Annotated in this window: 15 protein-coding genes; 8 read left to right on the top strand and 7 right to left on the bottom strand. The window is 69.9% G+C overall.

Annotated elements, in window-relative coordinates; genetic code table 11:
* Positions 1 to 89: 89 nt before the first annotated feature.
* Entirely contained in the window at positions 90 to 770 is a 681-nt protein-coding gene (locus tag ACF062_RS21590; RefSeq protein WP_392140374.1) for a DedA family protein, read from the top strand.
* Positions 771 to 793: 23 nt separating this feature from the next.
* Here the strand turns inward: ACF062_RS21590 and ACF062_RS21585 are convergent, their stop codons facing one another.
* Positions 794 to 2,470 carry a threonine/serine exporter family protein gene (locus tag ACF062_RS21585; protein WP_392140373.1) on the bottom strand — a complete coding sequence of 559 codons (1,677 nt, stop codon included), beginning with the start codon at positions 2,468 to 2,470 and terminating at the stop codon, positions 794 to 796.
* Positions 2,471 to 2,593: 123 nt separating this feature from the next.
* Entirely contained in the window at positions 2,594 to 3,085 is a 492-nt protein-coding gene (locus ACF062_RS21580; protein ID WP_030785786.1) for an inorganic diphosphatase, read from the bottom strand.
* Between the two features lie 124 nt (positions 3,086 to 3,209).
* Between ACF062_RS21580 and dacB the strand changes: the two genes are divergently transcribed.
* The 7 genes from dacB (at position 3,210) to ACF062_RS21545 (ending at position 11,928) form a co-directional block, all read left to right on the top strand.
* Positions 3,210 to 4,697, top strand: a complete 1,488-nt coding sequence (gene dacB, locus ACF062_RS21575; protein WP_392140372.1) for a D-alanyl-D-alanine carboxypeptidase/D-alanyl-D-alanine-endopeptidase — start codon at positions 3,210 to 3,212, stop codon at positions 4,695 to 4,697.
* Positions 4,698 to 4,926: 229 nt separating this feature from the next.
* On the top strand, positions 4,927 to 6,057 hold the full coding sequence (locus ACF062_RS21570; RefSeq protein WP_223775974.1) for a zinc-dependent metalloprotease: 1,131 nt from the start codon (positions 4,927 to 4,929) through the stop codon (positions 6,055 to 6,057).
* A gap of 241 nt (positions 6,058 to 6,298) precedes the next feature.
* Positions 6,299 to 7,330: a tRNA lysidine(34) synthetase TilS gene (tilS, locus tag ACF062_RS21565; protein WP_392140370.1), complete on the top strand. Its 1,032-nt coding sequence runs from the start codon at positions 6,299 to 6,301 to the stop codon at positions 7,328 to 7,330.
* A gap of 53 nt (positions 7,331 to 7,383) precedes the next feature.
* Positions 7,384 to 7,944 carry a hypoxanthine phosphoribosyltransferase gene (gene hpt, locus ACF062_RS21560; protein WP_055565725.1) on the top strand — a complete coding sequence of 187 codons (561 nt, stop codon included), beginning with the start codon at positions 7,384 to 7,386 and terminating at the stop codon, positions 7,942 to 7,944.
* 184 nt (positions 7,945 to 8,128) lie between these two features.
* Positions 8,129 to 10,156, top strand: coding sequence for an ATP-dependent zinc metalloprotease FtsH (ftsH, locus tag ACF062_RS21555; protein WP_223775976.1), 2,028 nt, complete (start codon positions 8,129 to 8,131; stop codon positions 10,154 to 10,156).
* A 108-nt stretch (positions 10,157 to 10,264) separates the two neighbouring features.
* Complete coding sequence (gene folE / locus ACF062_RS21550) at positions 10,265 to 10,870, top strand: GTP cyclohydrolase I FolE (protein WP_223775977.1); 606 nt, start codon at positions 10,265 to 10,267, stop codon at positions 10,868 to 10,870.
* A gap of 200 nt (positions 10,871 to 11,070) precedes the next feature.
* Positions 11,071 to 11,928 (top strand): hypothetical protein, encoded by an 858-nt coding sequence (locus ACF062_RS21545; protein WP_392140367.1) that lies wholly within the window; start codon positions 11,071 to 11,073, stop codon positions 11,926 to 11,928.
* 4 nt (positions 11,929 to 11,932) lie between these two features.
* On the opposite strand, the gene ACF062_RS21540 is transcribed toward ACF062_RS21545, so the two are convergent.
* The 5 genes from ACF062_RS21540 to folP all read right to left on the bottom strand — a co-directional run bounded on the left by ACF062_RS21540 (position 11,933) and on the right by folP (position 15,035).
* Entirely contained in the window at positions 11,933 to 12,415 is a 483-nt protein-coding gene (locus ACF062_RS21540; protein ID WP_392140365.1) for a DUF3180 domain-containing protein, read from the bottom strand.
* Positions 12,416 to 12,494: 79 nt separating this feature from the next.
* On the bottom strand, positions 12,495 to 13,106 hold the full coding sequence (gene folK / locus ACF062_RS21535; protein ID WP_392140363.1) for a 2-amino-4-hydroxy-6-hydroxymethyldihydropteridine diphosphokinase: 612 nt from the start codon (positions 13,104 to 13,106) through the stop codon (positions 12,495 to 12,497).
* Positions 13,103 to 13,462 carry a dihydroneopterin aldolase gene (gene folB / locus ACF062_RS21530; protein ID WP_223775980.1) on the bottom strand — a complete coding sequence of 120 codons (360 nt, stop codon included), beginning with the start codon at positions 13,460 to 13,462 and terminating at the stop codon, positions 13,103 to 13,105. The genes folK and folB overlap by 4 nt, the downstream gene beginning before the upstream one ends.
* Positions 13,463 to 13,638: 176 nt before the next feature.
* Positions 13,639 to 14,166, bottom strand: a complete 528-nt coding sequence (locus ACF062_RS21525; protein ID WP_392140362.1) for a nuclear transport factor 2 family protein — start codon at positions 14,164 to 14,166, stop codon at positions 13,639 to 13,641.
* On the bottom strand, positions 14,163 to 15,035 hold the full coding sequence (gene folP, locus ACF062_RS21520) for a dihydropteroate synthase (protein ID WP_392140360.1): 873 nt from the start codon (positions 15,033 to 15,035) through the stop codon (positions 14,163 to 14,165). The genes ACF062_RS21525 and folP overlap by 4 nt, the downstream gene beginning before the upstream one ends.
* Positions 15,036 to 15,042 lie beyond the last annotated feature (7 nt).

Here is a 15,042-nt window from a genome sequence, read left to right as displayed (position 1 = left end):
TGGAACCTGGCCGTGCCGCCCCACGTTGATAACTTTGGTCGGCTGCACCTGCCGCCGCACCGCCCCCTCACCCTCAGGAGCCCGGAACCGTGACGACGCTTGCGCTCGGACCAAGCTGGCTGGATCCGGATTACCTGCTCAACCAGTTCGGCCTCTGGGGCCTGCTGGTGATCGTCTTCGCCGAGTCGGGCCTGCTGATCGGTTTCTTCCTGCCCGGTGACTCGCTGCTGTTCACGACGGGCCTGCTGATCACCACGCACAAGCTGGACACGCCCCTGTGGCTGGCCTGCGTACTGATCTGCCTCGCCGCGATCCTCGGCGACCAGGCGGGCTACCTCTTCGGCAAGAAGGTCGGCCCGGCGCTGTTCAACCGCCCGGACTCCAAGCTGTTCAAGCAGGAGAACGTGGTCAAGGCCCACGAGTTCTTCGAGAAGTACGGCCCCAAGTCGCTGGTCCTGGCCCGCTTCGTCCCGATCGTCCGTACGTTCACGCCGATCATCGCCGGCGTCTCCGGCATGCGGTACCGCTCGTTCATCACGTTCAACATCATCGGCGGCATCCTGTGGGGCGCGGGCGTCACCCTGCTCGGCGCCTGGCTCGGGAACATCGACTTCGTCCACAAGAACATCGAGGCGATCCTGATCCTGATCGTCCTCATCTCGGTGGTGCCGATCGCCATCGAGTTCCTGCGGGCGCGCGGCAAGTCCAAGAAGGCGGCACTGGCCGAGGGCGCCCCCGCGGCGCCGCGCGGCCGCCACGCCAAGCGGTAGCCCACCTGAGGGGCCAGGGGCGGTCAGAAGCCTCTGGTCCGCTTCGCCGCCCGGCGGTTCGCCGCCGAGGCCGCGCCCGGCACCTTCATGATCAGTCGGGAGACCTCGCTCCCCAGGTTCACGCCGATCGCGATGGCCAGCGCCGTGGCGACCGCCTTGGTGAGCGAGTTGATGCCGGTGTTGAGGTCGTTCTGCGCCAGGGCGAGCAGCCCGAAGTACGTCGCGCTGCCGGGCAGCAGCGGCCCGATCGCCGCCGTCACGTACGGCAGTGAGGACGCGAACCGGTAGCGCGAGAAGAGCTGGCCGAACAGCCCCACGAGACCGGCCGCCACGGCCGTCGCGGCGACGGGCGACAGCTCCAGCGGGGTGTGCGCCAGGGCGCCGAACATCACCCAGGCGATGCCGCCGTTGAGCGTCACGATCAGGACCGTGTTGCGCTCCTGCTGGAGCAGTATCGCGAAGGCGAGACTCAGCGCCATCGACGCCAGTATCTGGATGACCGGACGCGTCGACGACACCCCGAACTCCGTCTCCGGCGTCAGGTTCGTCGCGTCCAGCATGACGCCGAGCGAGAGCACCAGCAGCACACCGCAGACGATGCCCACGATCAGATACATCACTTCGAGCAGGCGCGCGGCCGCGGTGATGTAGTAGCCGGTCAGGCCGTCCTGCACGCCCGCCACCAGGGCCCGCCCCGGGATCAGCGCGAAGAGCCCACCGGTGATGACGGCGGACGCCATCGTCGCCTCGGTGTGCGCGAAGCTCAGCGCGACGCCCATCGCGGCGGGCGGCATCGCGGCTCCCACGAACTGGTAGAACTCGGGCAGCCCGCGCCCCGCGCACAGCCACGCCAGCCGGTCGCCGAGCATCGCGCCGACAGCGGCCACCACGAAGACCAGCGCGCCACCGCCCACCAGGACGGACGCGGAGCCCGCGAGGAGTCCGCTGGCCGCCGTGAGGGCCCAGCCCGGGTAGGGGTGACGGTTACGGCGGATCCCCGCGAGGCGGCGGTAGGCCTCCTCCAGGGAGACCTCGATCTCCGGGTCGCTGATGTCGTCCACCAGGTGGAAGACCGCCGCGAGCCGGGTGTAGTCGGTGCCCCGGCGGCGTACCGTCCGGGAGGCCGTGACGGGGTCGTCCACCAGGGACGGCTGATGGGAGATCGACAGGAGCGTGAACGTCACGTTCGGCTCGCACCGGTCGAGGCCGTAGGAGCGGCAGACGGCGAACATCGCCGCCTCGACGTCCTCGGCGCCCTCACCGCCCGCGAGCAGCAGCTCCCCGATACGCAGCGTCAGGTCGAGCACGCGCGGCACGGCGGGCCCGGCCTCGTCCTCGTGCTTCTGCGCCGGCTCGGTGGCGGGCCGCTCGGTGACCGGCATCCGCAGCATCGTGCGCATCTGGTCCTGCCAGGGCGCCTCCTTGGTGAGCTTCACCAGGGGGACGCCGTGCGCGGGCGTGAAGGCCTGCGGGGCGTTGCGGGCGCTGTAGGTGTGCGGCGTGGAGAACGCCGACTTCTCGGGCTCCTGCGCCGTCGCCGGGGCCGGGGCGGCGAGACCGTCGGGGATGGCGAACTCGGAGGTGGTCTGTGACTCGTCCTCGGGAGCCGCCGGCTGCGGCGCCACCCCGCTGGGCTGCGCGAACGCGCTGCGGGCCTCGTCCGACTGAGGCTTTCGGTCCTCGGCCTCATGCTCGGCCACTACTGCCCTCACTTCTCATACGACTCGTGCGCACCCTCCGTATGGCCAGTATGGGCACAAATACACGAACGGGCCGCGCGGCCCGGGGGTCCCGGATCGCGCGGCCCGTACGGGGCGGGAGGCTCAGTGGCCGCCCTGCGCCTCGAAGCGCTTGTACGACTTCTCGATCTCGGCCTCGGCGTCCGCGCGGCCGACCCAGTCGGCGCCCTCGACGGACTTGCCGGGCTCAAGGTCCTTGTAGACCTCGAAGAAGTGCTGGATCTCCAGGCGGTCGAACTCGGAGACGTGGTGGATGTCACGCAGGTGCTCCACACGCGGGTCCGAGGCCGGGACGCAGAGCAGCTTGTCGTCGCCGCCCGCCTCGTCGGTCATGCGGAACATGCCGATGGCGCGGCACTTGATGAGGCAGCCGGGGAAGGTCGGCTCGTCCAGGATGACCAGGGCGTCCAGCGGGTCACCGTCCTCGCCGAGGGTGTTCTCGACGAAGCCGTAGTCCGCGGGGTAGCTGGTCGAAGTGAAGAGGCGACGGTCCAGACGGATCCGGCCGGTCTCGTGGTCCACCTCGTACTTGTTCCGCGAACCCTTCGGAATCTCGATGGTGACGTCGAACTCCACGGGTGGCTCCTCCATGATCAGCACATACTTCGGGTGATTAAGTGTCCCTCACGCAGATGTGTGATCGCGAAAGGGGCTGGTCGTCGTGCCGGAGCTCAGACCTTGGCAGCGGCCTCGACAGCTGATGCGACAGCTGGCAAAGCCTTCCGCCATCGAGCTTTCCCGGTTCTCGGGGAAGCTCAAGACCTGGCAGCTCACGGCGGGTGCCGCCGCCTTCGGCCTGGTGATCTCGGCCGGGGCGGTGGCCGCGGCCGGCCCTTGGGACTCCTCCGGTCAGCGTACGGCCGAGCGGGAGTGGGCCGCCGCTCAGGAGGCCGGGGGTGGCGCAGATCACGAAGGTCGTACGTCGGGACAGGGCCCAGAGGCGGCTCCGAGCGCCCCCGCGGTGCTCGCCGGGCTCGGCGCGCCCGCGGGGACGGCGCCGCGGCCCACGGACCGCGCTCTCGCGGACGTACTGGATCCGCTCCTGAAGGACCCGGCGCTCGGCCCGAAGCGCTCGGCGGTCGTGCTGGACGCGGTCTCCGGCAAGCGGGTCTACGACAAGGGGGCGGGGGAGGAGCTGACGCCCGCGTCGACCATCAAGCTCGCGACGGCGGTCGCCGCGCTCTCCGCGGCGGGCCCGGACCACCGCATCACGACCAGGACGGTCGTGGAACCGGACTCGAAGGACCTCGTCCTGATCGGCGGCGGTGACCCCACGCTGACCGCCCGCAAGGACGGCCGCTACACCGACACCGCCGCGAATCTGCGCACCCTGGCGAAGGACACCGCCCGCGCGCTGAAGGACCGCGACATCGACGAGGTGCGGCTCTCCTACGACACCTCGCTGTACTCCGGGCCGCCGCAGCACCCCATCGGCCCGAACGAGAACATCACCCCGGTCAGCGCCCTGATGGCCGACGAGGGCCGCCTCGACGACTCCACCAGCGGGCCGGCGCCGCGCTCGGGCGACCCGGCGGGTGACGCGGCGAAGAAGTTCGCGGGCTTCCTCAAGGACCACGGCATCGCGACGCAGGGCGAGCCCGGCCCGACCAAGGCGTCCGACCGCGCCGCGTCCCTCGCCGAGGTCCAGTCGCCGCCCCTGTCCACCCTGGTCGAGCGGATGCTGACCCACAGCGACAACGACATCGCCGAGGCCCTGGCCCGCCAGACGGCCCTCGCGGCGAAGGAACCCGCCAGCTTCGACGGCGCGGGCGACGCGGTCCGCGCCGAGCTGGCCGAGCTGAAGCTGCCGGTCTCGGACGCCGAGATCGCCGACGGCAGCGGCCTCGACCGCGCCGACCGGATCTCCGCCGAACTGCTCGCCGCGCTCCTTGACCGCGCCGCCGACCCGGGCCACCCCGAGCTGCGCCCCGTGGTGACGGGCCTGCCCGTCGCGGGCTTCACCGGCACGCTGGTCGACCGCTACCCGAAGGAATCCCCGGGCACGGGCGTCGTCCGCGCCAAGACCGGCACACTCACGGGCGTGAACACCCTCGCCGGCACGGTGGTCGACGCCGACGGCCGCCTCCTCCTCTTCGCCTTCATGACCACAGGCACCACGGACCCCCGAGCGGCCCAGTCCTCCCTGGACCACATGGCCTCCACCCTGGCCAACTGCGGCTGCCGCTGATCGCCCCCGTAAGAGGCGCCCCGTCAGGGGCGCGGGGAACTGCGCGACAAGCCACGGACGGCCCGCAGACGAGACCCGAGACCCGCCCCGTCAGGGGCGCGGGGAACTGCGCGACAAGCCACAGACGCCCCGCACCCGGTCACCGAGGCCACGCCCCCTAGGGGCCGCCCCAGGGCAACCTGGGGGTCAACCCCCTCCACCAGAGGGGCCGAGCACGTACCGTTGACGCATGACGAGCATCGGTGGTGCGGAGATGGTCGACTGGAATCTCGCGGTGGCGACCGCGACCCGACTCGTGCGGCCGGGCCCAGAAGTGAGCAAGGACGAGGCGCGAGCCGTCGTCGCGGAGCTCCGTCGACACGCCAAGTCCTCGGAGGAACACGTCCGCTCCTTCACGGGCATGGGCACGGAGGACACCCACGACACCCCCGTCCTCGTCGTCGACAGAGCAGGCTGGATCCGGGCGAACGTGGCCGGCTTCCGGGAGATCCTCAAGCCCCTCCTGGACAAGATGCAGGACAAGCGCGGCGGCGGCCCCGGCGGCGCGGTCCTCGGCGCGGTCGGCGGCAAGGTCACCGGCGTCGAGCTCGGCATGCTCCTGTCGTTCCTCGCCTCCCGCGTCCTCGGCCAGTACGAGACCTTCGCCCCGGCCACCCGAGCCCTCCCCGCCGGGGCGAACGGCGGCGGCAGGCTCCTCCTCGTCGCCCCGAACATCGTGCACGTCGAGCGGGAACTGGACGTGGACCCCCACGACTTCCGCCTCTGGGTCTGCCTCCACGAGGAGACGCACCGCACCCAGTTCACCGCCGTCCCCTGGCTGCGCGACCACCTCGAAGGCGAGATCCAGTCGTTCCTCGGCGAGACCGAGGTCGACCCGATGACGGTCCTTGAGCGCATCAGGGAGGCCGCCCAGTCGTTCGCCGGTGGCCGCCCCGAAGGGGAGGAGGGGGAGGGTGACGACGGAGGCCGCTCCATCGTCGAGCTCGTGCAGACCCCCGCCCAGCGCGAGATCCTCGCCCGCCTCACCGCCGTGATGTCCCTCCTGGAAGGCCACGCGGACTTCGTGATGGACGGCGTCGGCCCCGACGTGGTGCCCTCCGTCGAGGAGATCCGCGAGAAGTTCAAGGAGCGCAGGGCCCGCGGCGCCAGCCGCCTCGACCAGGCGCTGCGCAAGCTCCTCGGGCTCGACGCGAAATTGCGCCAATACCGGGACGGCGAGCGATTCGTGCGCGCGGTCGTGCAGGAGGTCGGGATGGACGGCTTCAACCGCGTGTGGACTTCGCCGAACACGCTGCCCACGAAGGCGGAGATCGCCAAACCGGCGGACTGGGTCGCGAGGGTGCACCGTAAGGGAGACTGAGGGACCGGATGCGGCCGACGGCAGGAGAACGCCCCAGCAATCACCCGTCCGAGGGACCGTGGGCGAGGGGTAGGCGTGCGATGCTCGGGGAACGGCTCGGTTCTGTCACCATCGACACACTCTGAGTGACTAAACGCTCGGGATATCGATGTCTGGTCCGGTCGACCAGACTCGGTCTCCGGAGTGGGTCCTGAGTGATTGGTCCGAGGCTCACCCCCGAACTTCATGAAGGGAACCGGACATGGGTCCCCATCCTGCGGTCGCGGCGATACGCCTGGCGGTCCGCCGCGTACTCCACGACGTACTGACCGACGTACAGCGCAGCTCCGAGAACGCCCCCCGCCCACACGAGCAGCCCCCCCAGCCGCTCGTGCTGGTCGCCTGCTCCGGCGGCGCCGACTCCATGGCGCTCGCCTCCGCCCTCGCCTTCGAAGCGCCCCGGCTCGGCATCCGCGCCGGCGGTGTCACCGTCGACCACGGACTACAGCCAGGATCCGACCTGCGCGCCGCCGAGGTCGTCGTCCGCATGACCGCCCTCGGCCTCGAACCGGTCGAGTCCGTCGCCGTCCGGGTCGGCCGGTCCGGCGGCCCGGAGGCCGCCGCCCGCGACGCCCGCTACGCAGCCCTGGATGCCGCCGCCGCACGGCATTCGGCGGCCGCCGTCCTGCTCGGCCACACCCGCGACGACCAGGCGGAGACCGTCCTGCTCGGCCTCGCCCGTGGCTCCGGAATCCGCTCCCTGTCCGGAATGGCCGCGACCTCGGGGGTCGCCGGCCGTTACCGCCGACCCTTCCTGCGCATCGACCGCCAGACCGCCCGCAAGGCGTGCATGGTCCAGTCGCTGCCGGTCTGGGACGACCCGCACAACGCCGATCCCGCCTACACCCGCTCCCGGCTGCGCCACGAGGGCCTGCCCGCCCTGGAGAAGGCCCTCGGCAAGGGCGTCGTCGAAGCCCTCGCCCGCACGGCCCAGCTCTCCCGTGACGACGCCGACGCCCTCGACGCATGGGCCGCCCGGGCCGAGGCCACCGTCCGGGACGACGCGGGCCTCCTGGAGTGCGCCAAGCTCTACGCCCTGCCGCCCGCCGTACGCCGCCGCATCGTGCGCAGGGCCGCCATCGAGGCCGGGGCGCCCGCCGGGTCGCTCTTCGCCCGGCACATCGAAGAGGTCGACCGTCTGATCACCGGTTGGCGCGGCCAGGGAGCCATCAATCTCCCGGGCAAAGTCGTGGCCCGGCGCCAGGGTGGCAGACTGGTGATCCGGCAAGGCTGACGTGAGGCCCGTGCTCATCGCGGGCCGGTCGGCCGGTGGGACGACCGAAAGTGATGCGGGTGGACGCGAAAGACATGGGCACCGACCTCAAGTCGGTGCTCATCACCAAGGAAGAGATCGACGCGAAGCTGGCCGAGCTGGCAGCGAAGGTCGACGCGGAGTACGCGGGCAAGGACCTGCTGATCGTCGGTGTCCTCAAGGGCGCCGTGATGGTCATGGCGGACCTGGCGCGCGCGCTGTCCACCCCCGTCACGATGGACTGGATGGCCGTGTCGTCGTACGGCGCGGGCACTCAGTCCTCCGGCGTGGTCCGGATCCTCAAGGACCTGGACACCGACATCAAGGGCAAGCACGTCCTGATCGTCGAGGACATCATCGACTCCGGTCTGACGCTGTCCTGGCTGCTGTCCAACCTCGGCTCGCGCGAGCCCGCCTCCCTTGAGGTGTGCACGCTGCTGCGCAAGCCGGAGGCGGCGAAGGTCGCGATCGACGTGAAGTGGATCGGCTTCGACATCCCCAACGAGTTCGTCGTGGGCTACGGCCTGGACTTCGCGGAGAAGTACCGCAACCTCCCCTTCGTCGGAACGCTGGCCCCGCACGTCTACGGCGGCTGACGTTTCGTAGGACTGCCCGAGGCGGCGGGGAACCCTCACCCGTTTCCCGCCGTTGAACCCTGCGAAGACGGGTTTGCCAGCCGTCCCGTGCGGCTTCGGGTCACAATGCTGGGGTACCGTCCGAAGAACAGTCTTTATCAAACTCACTATGGCAGGAGGGACGGGGCGTCATCGCTCCGTATGGATGGACGTGAAGCGATACTTCCGTGGGCCAGTCATGTGGATCGTGCTGGCCGTCCTTGCCGTGGTCGTGTTGATGCAGGTCGTCGGCTCGTCCGGTGGCTACAAGACGGTTGACACCGGTCAGGTCGTTCAGGCGATCAACGACGACAAGGTCGAGTCCGCCAAGCTCACCACCGGTGACGAGCAGATCATCAAGGTCGAGCTCAAGGACGGCCAGAAGGTCAAGGGCAGCAGCAAGATCCAGGCGAGCTACATCGGCGACCAGGGCGTCGCCCTCGCCAATTCGCTGCAGACCAAGTACGAGAGCAAGGACATCCCGGACGGTTACACCGTCTCCCCGTCGAAGCAGAACCCCTTCGTCGGCATCCTGCTCTCCCTCCTCCCCTTCGTCCTCATCGTCGTCGTCTTCCTGTTCCTGATGAATCAGATGCAGGGCGGCGGCTCCCGGGTCATGAACTTCGGGAAGTCCAAGGCCAAGCTCATCACCAAGGACACCCCGAAGACGACCTTCTCCGATGTGGCGGGTTCGGACGAAGCCGTCGAGGAGCTCCACGAGATCAAGGAGTTCCTCCAGGAGCCGGCGAAGTTCCAGGCCGTCGGCGCCAAGATCCCCAAGGGCGTCCTCCTCTACGGCCCGCCCGGTACCGGCAAGACGCTCCTCGCGCGCGCCGTCGCCGGTGAGGCCGGGGTGCCGTTCTACTCGATCTCCGGTTCCGACTTCGTCGAGATGTTCGTCGGTGTCGGTGCCTCCCGTGTCCGTGACCTCTTCGAGCAGGCCAAGGCGAACGCCCCGGCGATCGTCTTCGTCGACGAGATCGACGCGGTCGGCCGCCACCGCGGCGCCGGCCTCGGCGGTGGCCACGACGAGCGCGAGCAGACGCTGAACCAGCTGCTCGTCGAGATGGACGGCTTCGACGTGAAGGGCGGCGTCATCCTGATCGCCGCCACGAACCGCCCCGACATCCTCGACCCGGCGCTCCTGCGCCCGGGCCGCTTCGACCGGCAGATCGCCGTCGACCGCCCGGACATGCAGGGCCGTCTGGAGATCCTCAAGGTCCACCAGAAGGGCAAGCCGGTCGCCCCGGACGTCGACCTGGGCGCGGTGGCCCGCCGGACCCCCGGCTTCACCGGCGCCGACCTGTCGAACGTGCTGAACGAAGCGGCGCTCCTGACGGCGCGCGGCGACAAGAAGCTGATCGACAACCACGCGCTGGACGAGGCCATCGACCGCGTGGTGGCGGGCCCGCAGAAGCGGACCCGGATCATGTCCGACAAGGAAAAGAAGATCACCGCGTACCACGAGGGCGGACACGCCCTGGTCGCGGCGGCCTCGCCGAACTCGGACCCGGTCCACAAGATCACGATCCTGTCCCGCGGCCGGGCCCTGGGTTACACCATGGTCCTGCCCGAAGAGGACAAGTACTCCACGACGCGCAACGAGATGCTCGACCAGCTCGCGTACATGCTGGGTGGGCGCGCGGCCGAGGAGCTCGTCTTCCACGACCCGACGACGGGCGCGGCGAACGACATCGAGAAGGCCACGGCCACCGCGCGCGCGATGGTCACGCAGTACGGCATGACCGAGCGTCTCGGCGCGATCAAGTTCGGCGGGGACAACACCGAGCCGTTCCTCGGGCGCGAGATGGCGCACCAGCGGGACTACTCGGAAGAGGTCGCCGCGCTGGTCGACGAAGAGGTCAAGAAGCTCATCGAGACCGCGCACAACGAGGCGTGGGAGATCCTCGTCGAGAACCGCGACATCCTCGACAACCTGGTCCTCCAGCTCCTGGAGAAGGAGACCCTCGGCAAGGAGCAGATCGCCGAGATCTTCGCCGGCATCGTGAAGCGCCCGGCCCGCCCGGCGTGGACCGGCTCCTCGCGGCGCACTCCCTCGACCCGCCCGCCGGTGCTCTCCCCCAAGGAGCTGTCACTGACGAACGGTGCGAACGGCGCCTCCACCCCCGCGGTGACCGCCGGCAGCACGGAGCAGCCCATCGAGGTGGCCCCGGAGGACCGCCCCGAGAGCTGACCGCGCGTCTCAGCAGGCCCGGAATGATTGCCGCGTCCCCCTGGTTTTAGCCTGGGGGGCGCGGCATTTTCGTACGCCCGCGTGAGACGCACAGGAACGAGGCACAACATGACCGACCCGGTGACCCTGGACGGCGAGGGCTCGATCGGCGAGTTCGACGAGAAGCGGGCCGAGAACGCCGTGCGTGAACTACTGATCGCCGTGGGGGAGGACCCCGACCGGGAGGGCCTCCTGGAGACTCCGGCACGAGTGGCGCGGGCGTACCGGGAAATATTCTCCGGGCTGTGGCAGAAGCCGGAGGACGTGCTGACGACCACGTTCGACCTCGGGCACGACGAGATGATCTTGGTGAAGGACATCGAGGTCACCTCATGCTGCGAACATCACCTGGTCCCGTTTCGGGGTGTCGCGCACGTGGGTTACATCCCTGCCACCAGCGGAAAGATCACGGGGCTCTCGAAGCTCGCCCGACTTGTGGATGTTTATGCCCGGCGTCCCCAGGTGCAGGAGCGGATGACGACGCAGATAGCGGATTCGCTGATGGAGATCCTGGAACCGCGCGGCGTCATCGTGGTCGTGGAGTGCGAGCACATGTGCATGTCGATGCGCGGCATCCGCAAGCCCGGCGCAAAGACGATCACCTCAGCGGTCCGCGGTCAGCTGCGCGATCCCGCGACGCGCAATGAGGCGATGAGTCTGATCATCGCCCGCTAGCCCGATTGTCAGTGCTTCCCTCTACGGTCCTGAATCAGTGAGATCGACGGCTGATCGAAGGGCTCATGATGGGGTACGGACTGCCCAGTAGGCAGCCAGTGAATGCCGTGGGCGGGCGGCGGCGTGCGTGTGACGTTCAGGTGGGAACCAAGCTCTGGACGCTGGACGGCGAGCGTACTGTGCACACGACTGTCACTGGGGTGGCCACCGTCAAGGTCCGGGACGTCGTTGACGTCGTGACGGACGGTGGGACGTTCACTGCTGCGGCGGATCAGATGCTTGGGACACCCGACGGGTGGGTTCACGCACGCGATGCCGTAGGCACGGTGCTCGCCTGGACTCCGGCTCGCAAGTTGTGCCGGTCACGCCTCACGATCAGACCGGGCTATGAGTTCGGGTACATGATCGGCGCCACCTGCTCGGATGGCACTGTCGGTACGAACTACGTGTCGTTGGTCGTCAACGATGAAGGGTTCGCTGAGCGGTATCTGCGTTGCCTGGCCGCCGCCACAGGCCTGCAAGCTCGGCTGGAGTCGGTGTCGCGGCCCTCTGGCTACTTACGGCGTGAAGTTCCCGGCTTTCGGGTCCGCGTGGTCTCGTCGTACCTCGCGGATCTGATGAGGCAGTACGTCGGCGGGGACGCCCACCACATGCGGCAGGGGTTCCCGCGCGTGGTGTTACGGGACATGGAGACCCTTCAGGGCTTCCTGGACGGCTATATGGACGGCGACGGCTACGCGATCAACAGGTGGGCCGGGCGCGTGCTCATCAGTGCCAACGTTCCCTTCCTCGCTGAACTCGCCAAGATCGTCGGGGCAAGATTCACTCCTCGAACGGATGGGAGGGCGTCGAAGCTCATCGTGACCGATAACTGGCCTGCACGCGGGACGTTCAGGCCGGAGCAGCACCCGGCACAGCTACGGGAGTCGGCGTGGACTCAAGTTCGCGAAGTGCGCCGGCGCGCATCAGGGGACAAGCCCTACACCCTCTACGGGTTTCAGCTCGACCCCCGCCCCAGCTTCCTGATCAGCGGTCACCTGACCCGGCAGCAGTGGTGACCGTCTACGCCGGAGCCGCCTGGCCGTCCTCGTCGTCGTCCTCGGGGAGCTTGCAGACCCGCTCGAGGAAGAGGGCGGCCGCTACTACCGCGATGCCCATCAGGACCGATAGGCCGGCGTAGATCGCCTGGTCGCGGCGGCCGGGGATGTCGAGGAATTCGAGCAGGAAGGCGCCCGCGCCGCCGTACATTCCCGCCACGAGCGCCGCGACCAGGGCGCTGGCCTGGCCGAAGACGACGGCGCGGGCGGCCATCATCGGATCGACGCCCTTCGCGCCGGGCCGGCGCTCACGCTGGGCCCGCAGGCGCGAGCGCAGCGAGAGCGCCGTGGACAGGAGCACGACGGCGATCACCGCGAGCACGATGGGCGCGGCCAGCGGGACCCGGGGCAGCGTGCCGACGGAGTCCCACAGGCGGGCGCCCGACCAGGACAGCACTCCGGCCACGACGAAGAGGCCGGCCAGTGTCCTGATGCGCAGTTGCTTCACGAGTGACCCTTCGTTGCCTTCATCCTCGTACGGATCGGCGGCACCCTCATCCTCGTACCGGCCCGTTAGACCCTAACGACTATTCGGGCAGCCGGAGTTCCAGGTCGGGGCGGGGCGCGACGCCGTCGCGGGTGACGGCGGCGAGCAGCTCGGCCACCGCGCCGCGGCCGGCCAGCTCGGCCTCGGGCTCGACGTCGTGCCAGGGGGCGAGGACGAAGGCACGTTCGTGCGCGCGCGGGTGGGGCAGGGTGAGCGCCGGGTCGTCGGAGACCACGTCGGCGTACGCCACGATGTCCACGTCGATCGTGCGCGGGCCCCAGCGCTCGTCACGGACGCGGTGGAAGGCCTCCTCGACGGCCTGCGCGCGCTCCAGGAGGGAGGAGGGCGGCAGGGTGGTCTTCACCACCACGACGGCGTTGAAGTACGAGGGCTGGGTGCCGGGGTCGACGCCCCACGGCTCGGTCTCGTACACCGGAGAGACCGCCTTGACCCGCAGGCCCGGCGTGTCCTCCAGGGCGTCGATGGCGCCCTGGAGGGTCTCCAGACGGTTGCCGAGGTTGCTGCCGAGGGAGATCACGGCCCGCTTGGGGTTGGACAGGGTGGTATCCGCGGCGTCCACCTGCTCGACCACGGAGGTGGGCACCGGCTGGACGGTGGGGTCGCTCTGACCCGCTTTGAAGGGCGCAGTCATACTCGGCTCCGGGTGATGGTGACGGTCACGTCGTCGAAGGGCACGGTGATCGGGGCGTCCGGCTTGTGCACGCACACCTCGACCTCCAGGACCCCCTCGTGCTTCAGACACGTCTGGGCGATGCGCTCGGCGAGGGTCTCGATCAGATCGACCGGTTCGCCCTCGACGACGGCCACGACCTCTTCGGCCACGACGCCGTAGTGCACGGTCTTCGCCAGGTCGTCGTCGGCCGCGGCCGCTCGCGTGTCCAGGCCGAGAACCAGGTCCACGATGAAGGTCTGGCCTTCTTCGCGCTCCCGCGGATAGACACCGTGGTGCCCGCGGGCCTTGAGGCCGCGCAGCGCGACACGATCCACGCGAATCACTCCTGCAATCGTCGGTATCGGCAGGCCTGTACCGAGTGCGGTCGGCACACCAGCCTCGATCGAATCTACCTGCGAGCACCGACAGTGCTCGCCCGCGGGGCCTTCCGAGGGGGCCCGGCGGCCCCGCGGTCCCACTCGATCCGGCTCTTCTTCCGCCCCCTACCCACTCAGGAGGGGGTCTCGTCACCCTCGTCGTCGTCGGTTTCGGCCAGGACGGGCGAGGCGTGGTGGGACCACAGCTTCCAGCCGTCGGGTGTGCGGCGGAACACATTCGTGGCGACCACGAGCTGGCCCACGAGCGGGCCGAGCTCGCCGCCGCCCTCCGGGGGCGGACCCCCGCTGAGGATGTTCTCGGTGCACGTCACCACGGCCGTGTCACCGGCCACGCCGACCTTCAGGTCGGTCAGGAAGAACTGGATGTACTCGGTGTTCGCCATGATCAGCGCGTACGACCTGAGGACCTCGCCGCGGCCGGTGAGGACCGGCCAGCCGGGGTGGACGCAGGAGATCGCGTCTCCGTCGGCGGTCCCGTCCACACTCTCGTCCGTGCGGTCGTCGTCATCGCCGGTGACCTCGTCGGCCTCGGAGTCCAGCCACAGGTCGGAGACCTCGTCGAAGTCACCGCGCTCCAGTGCTTCGTAGAAGGCCGTATTGGCGAGTTCCACCTGCTCGACGTCGGTGCGTGCCCCGGTCACCGGTGGCCGCCCGCGGCGTCCGTCACGGCCTGGGCGACGCGCACGGCGTCAGCCGTCGCCCGCACCTCGTGCACACGGACCGCCCAGGCGCCCTGGTGGGCGGCGATCGCCGAGACCGCCGCGGTGGCGGCGTCGCGTTCGCGGGCCGGCGGCGGGGCGCCCTCGGGGCCCGCGAGGACCCGGCCGAGGAACCGCTTGCGGGAGGCGGCGACCAGCACGGGGTGGCCCAGTTCGCGCAGCCGGTCCAGGCGGGCCAGGAGCGCCAGGTCGTGCTCGGCCTCCTTGGAGAAGCCGAGGCCGGGGTCGACGATGACGCGCTCGGGGGCGATGCCGCCCTCGATGGCGGCCGCCACGCGCGCGTGGAGCTCGCCGACGACTTCGGAGACCACGTCCTCGTACACGGGCTTGGCGTGGATGTCGGTGAGGAAGCCCCGCCAGTGCATGACGACGAAGGGGGCACCGGCGGCGGCGACCGCGGGGACCATACGGGGGTCGGCGAGGCCGCCGCTGACGTCGTTGACGAGGACGGCGCCCGCGGCGAGCGCCTGCTCGGCGACAGTGGCGCGCATGGTGTCCACGGAGACGGTGACGCCCTCGGAGGCCAGGCCCCGCACCACGGGGACGACGCGCTTGAGCTCCTCGTCCTCGTCCACCCGGGTGGCACCGGGGCGGGTCGACTCGCCGCCGACGTCCACCAGGTCGGCGCCCTGGGCGACCAGGTCGACGCCGTGCTTCACGGCAGCCGTGGTGTCGAACCAGCGGCCGCCGTCGGAGAAGGAGTCGGGCGTGACGTTCACGACGCCCATGACCGCGCAGCGGTCCCACTCCGGCAGCCCCTGGACCGATCCCCGCCCGCTCAACGTACTCATGCCTCCA

Origin of the sequence: Streptomyces sp. NPDC015345 (genome assembly GCF_043078805.1) — a bacterium.
Lineage (GTDB): Bacteria > Actinomycetota > Actinomycetes > Streptomycetales > Streptomycetaceae > Streptomyces.
The sequence above is the reverse complement of the archived record's forward strand: the minus strand, read 5'-3'. Positions and strand labels throughout refer to the sequence as shown.

Excerpts from the sequence above, each read along its gene's own strand:
- tilS (WP_392140370.1), top strand. The coding sequence starts at position 6,299 with ATGGGTCCCCATCCTGCGGTCGCGGCGATACGCCTGGCGGTCCGCCGC.
- ACF062_RS21570 (WP_223775974.1), top strand. The coding sequence starts at position 4,927 with ATGACGAGCATCGGTGGTGCGGAGATGGTCGACTGGAATCTCGCGGTG.
- folE (WP_223775977.1), top strand. The coding sequence starts at position 10,265 with ATGACCGACCCGGTGACCCTGGACGGCGAGGGCTCGATCGGCGAGTTC.
- ftsH (WP_223775976.1), top strand. The coding sequence starts at position 8,129 with ATGGACGTGAAGCGATACTTCCGTGGGCCAGTCATGTGGATCGTGCTG.
- folK (WP_392140363.1), bottom strand. The coding sequence starts at position 13,106 with ATGACTGCGCCCTTCAAAGCGGGTCAGAGCGACCCCACCGTCCAGCCG.
- folP (WP_392140360.1), bottom strand. The coding sequence starts at position 15,035 with ATGAGTACGTTGAGCGGGCGGGGATCGGTCCAGGGGCTGCCGGAGTGG.
- hpt (WP_055565725.1), top strand. The coding sequence starts at position 7,384 with ATGCGGGTGGACGCGAAAGACATGGGCACCGACCTCAAGTCGGTGCTC.
- dacB (WP_392140372.1), top strand. The coding sequence starts at position 3,210 with ATGCGACAGCTGGCAAAGCCTTCCGCCATCGAGCTTTCCCGGTTCTCG.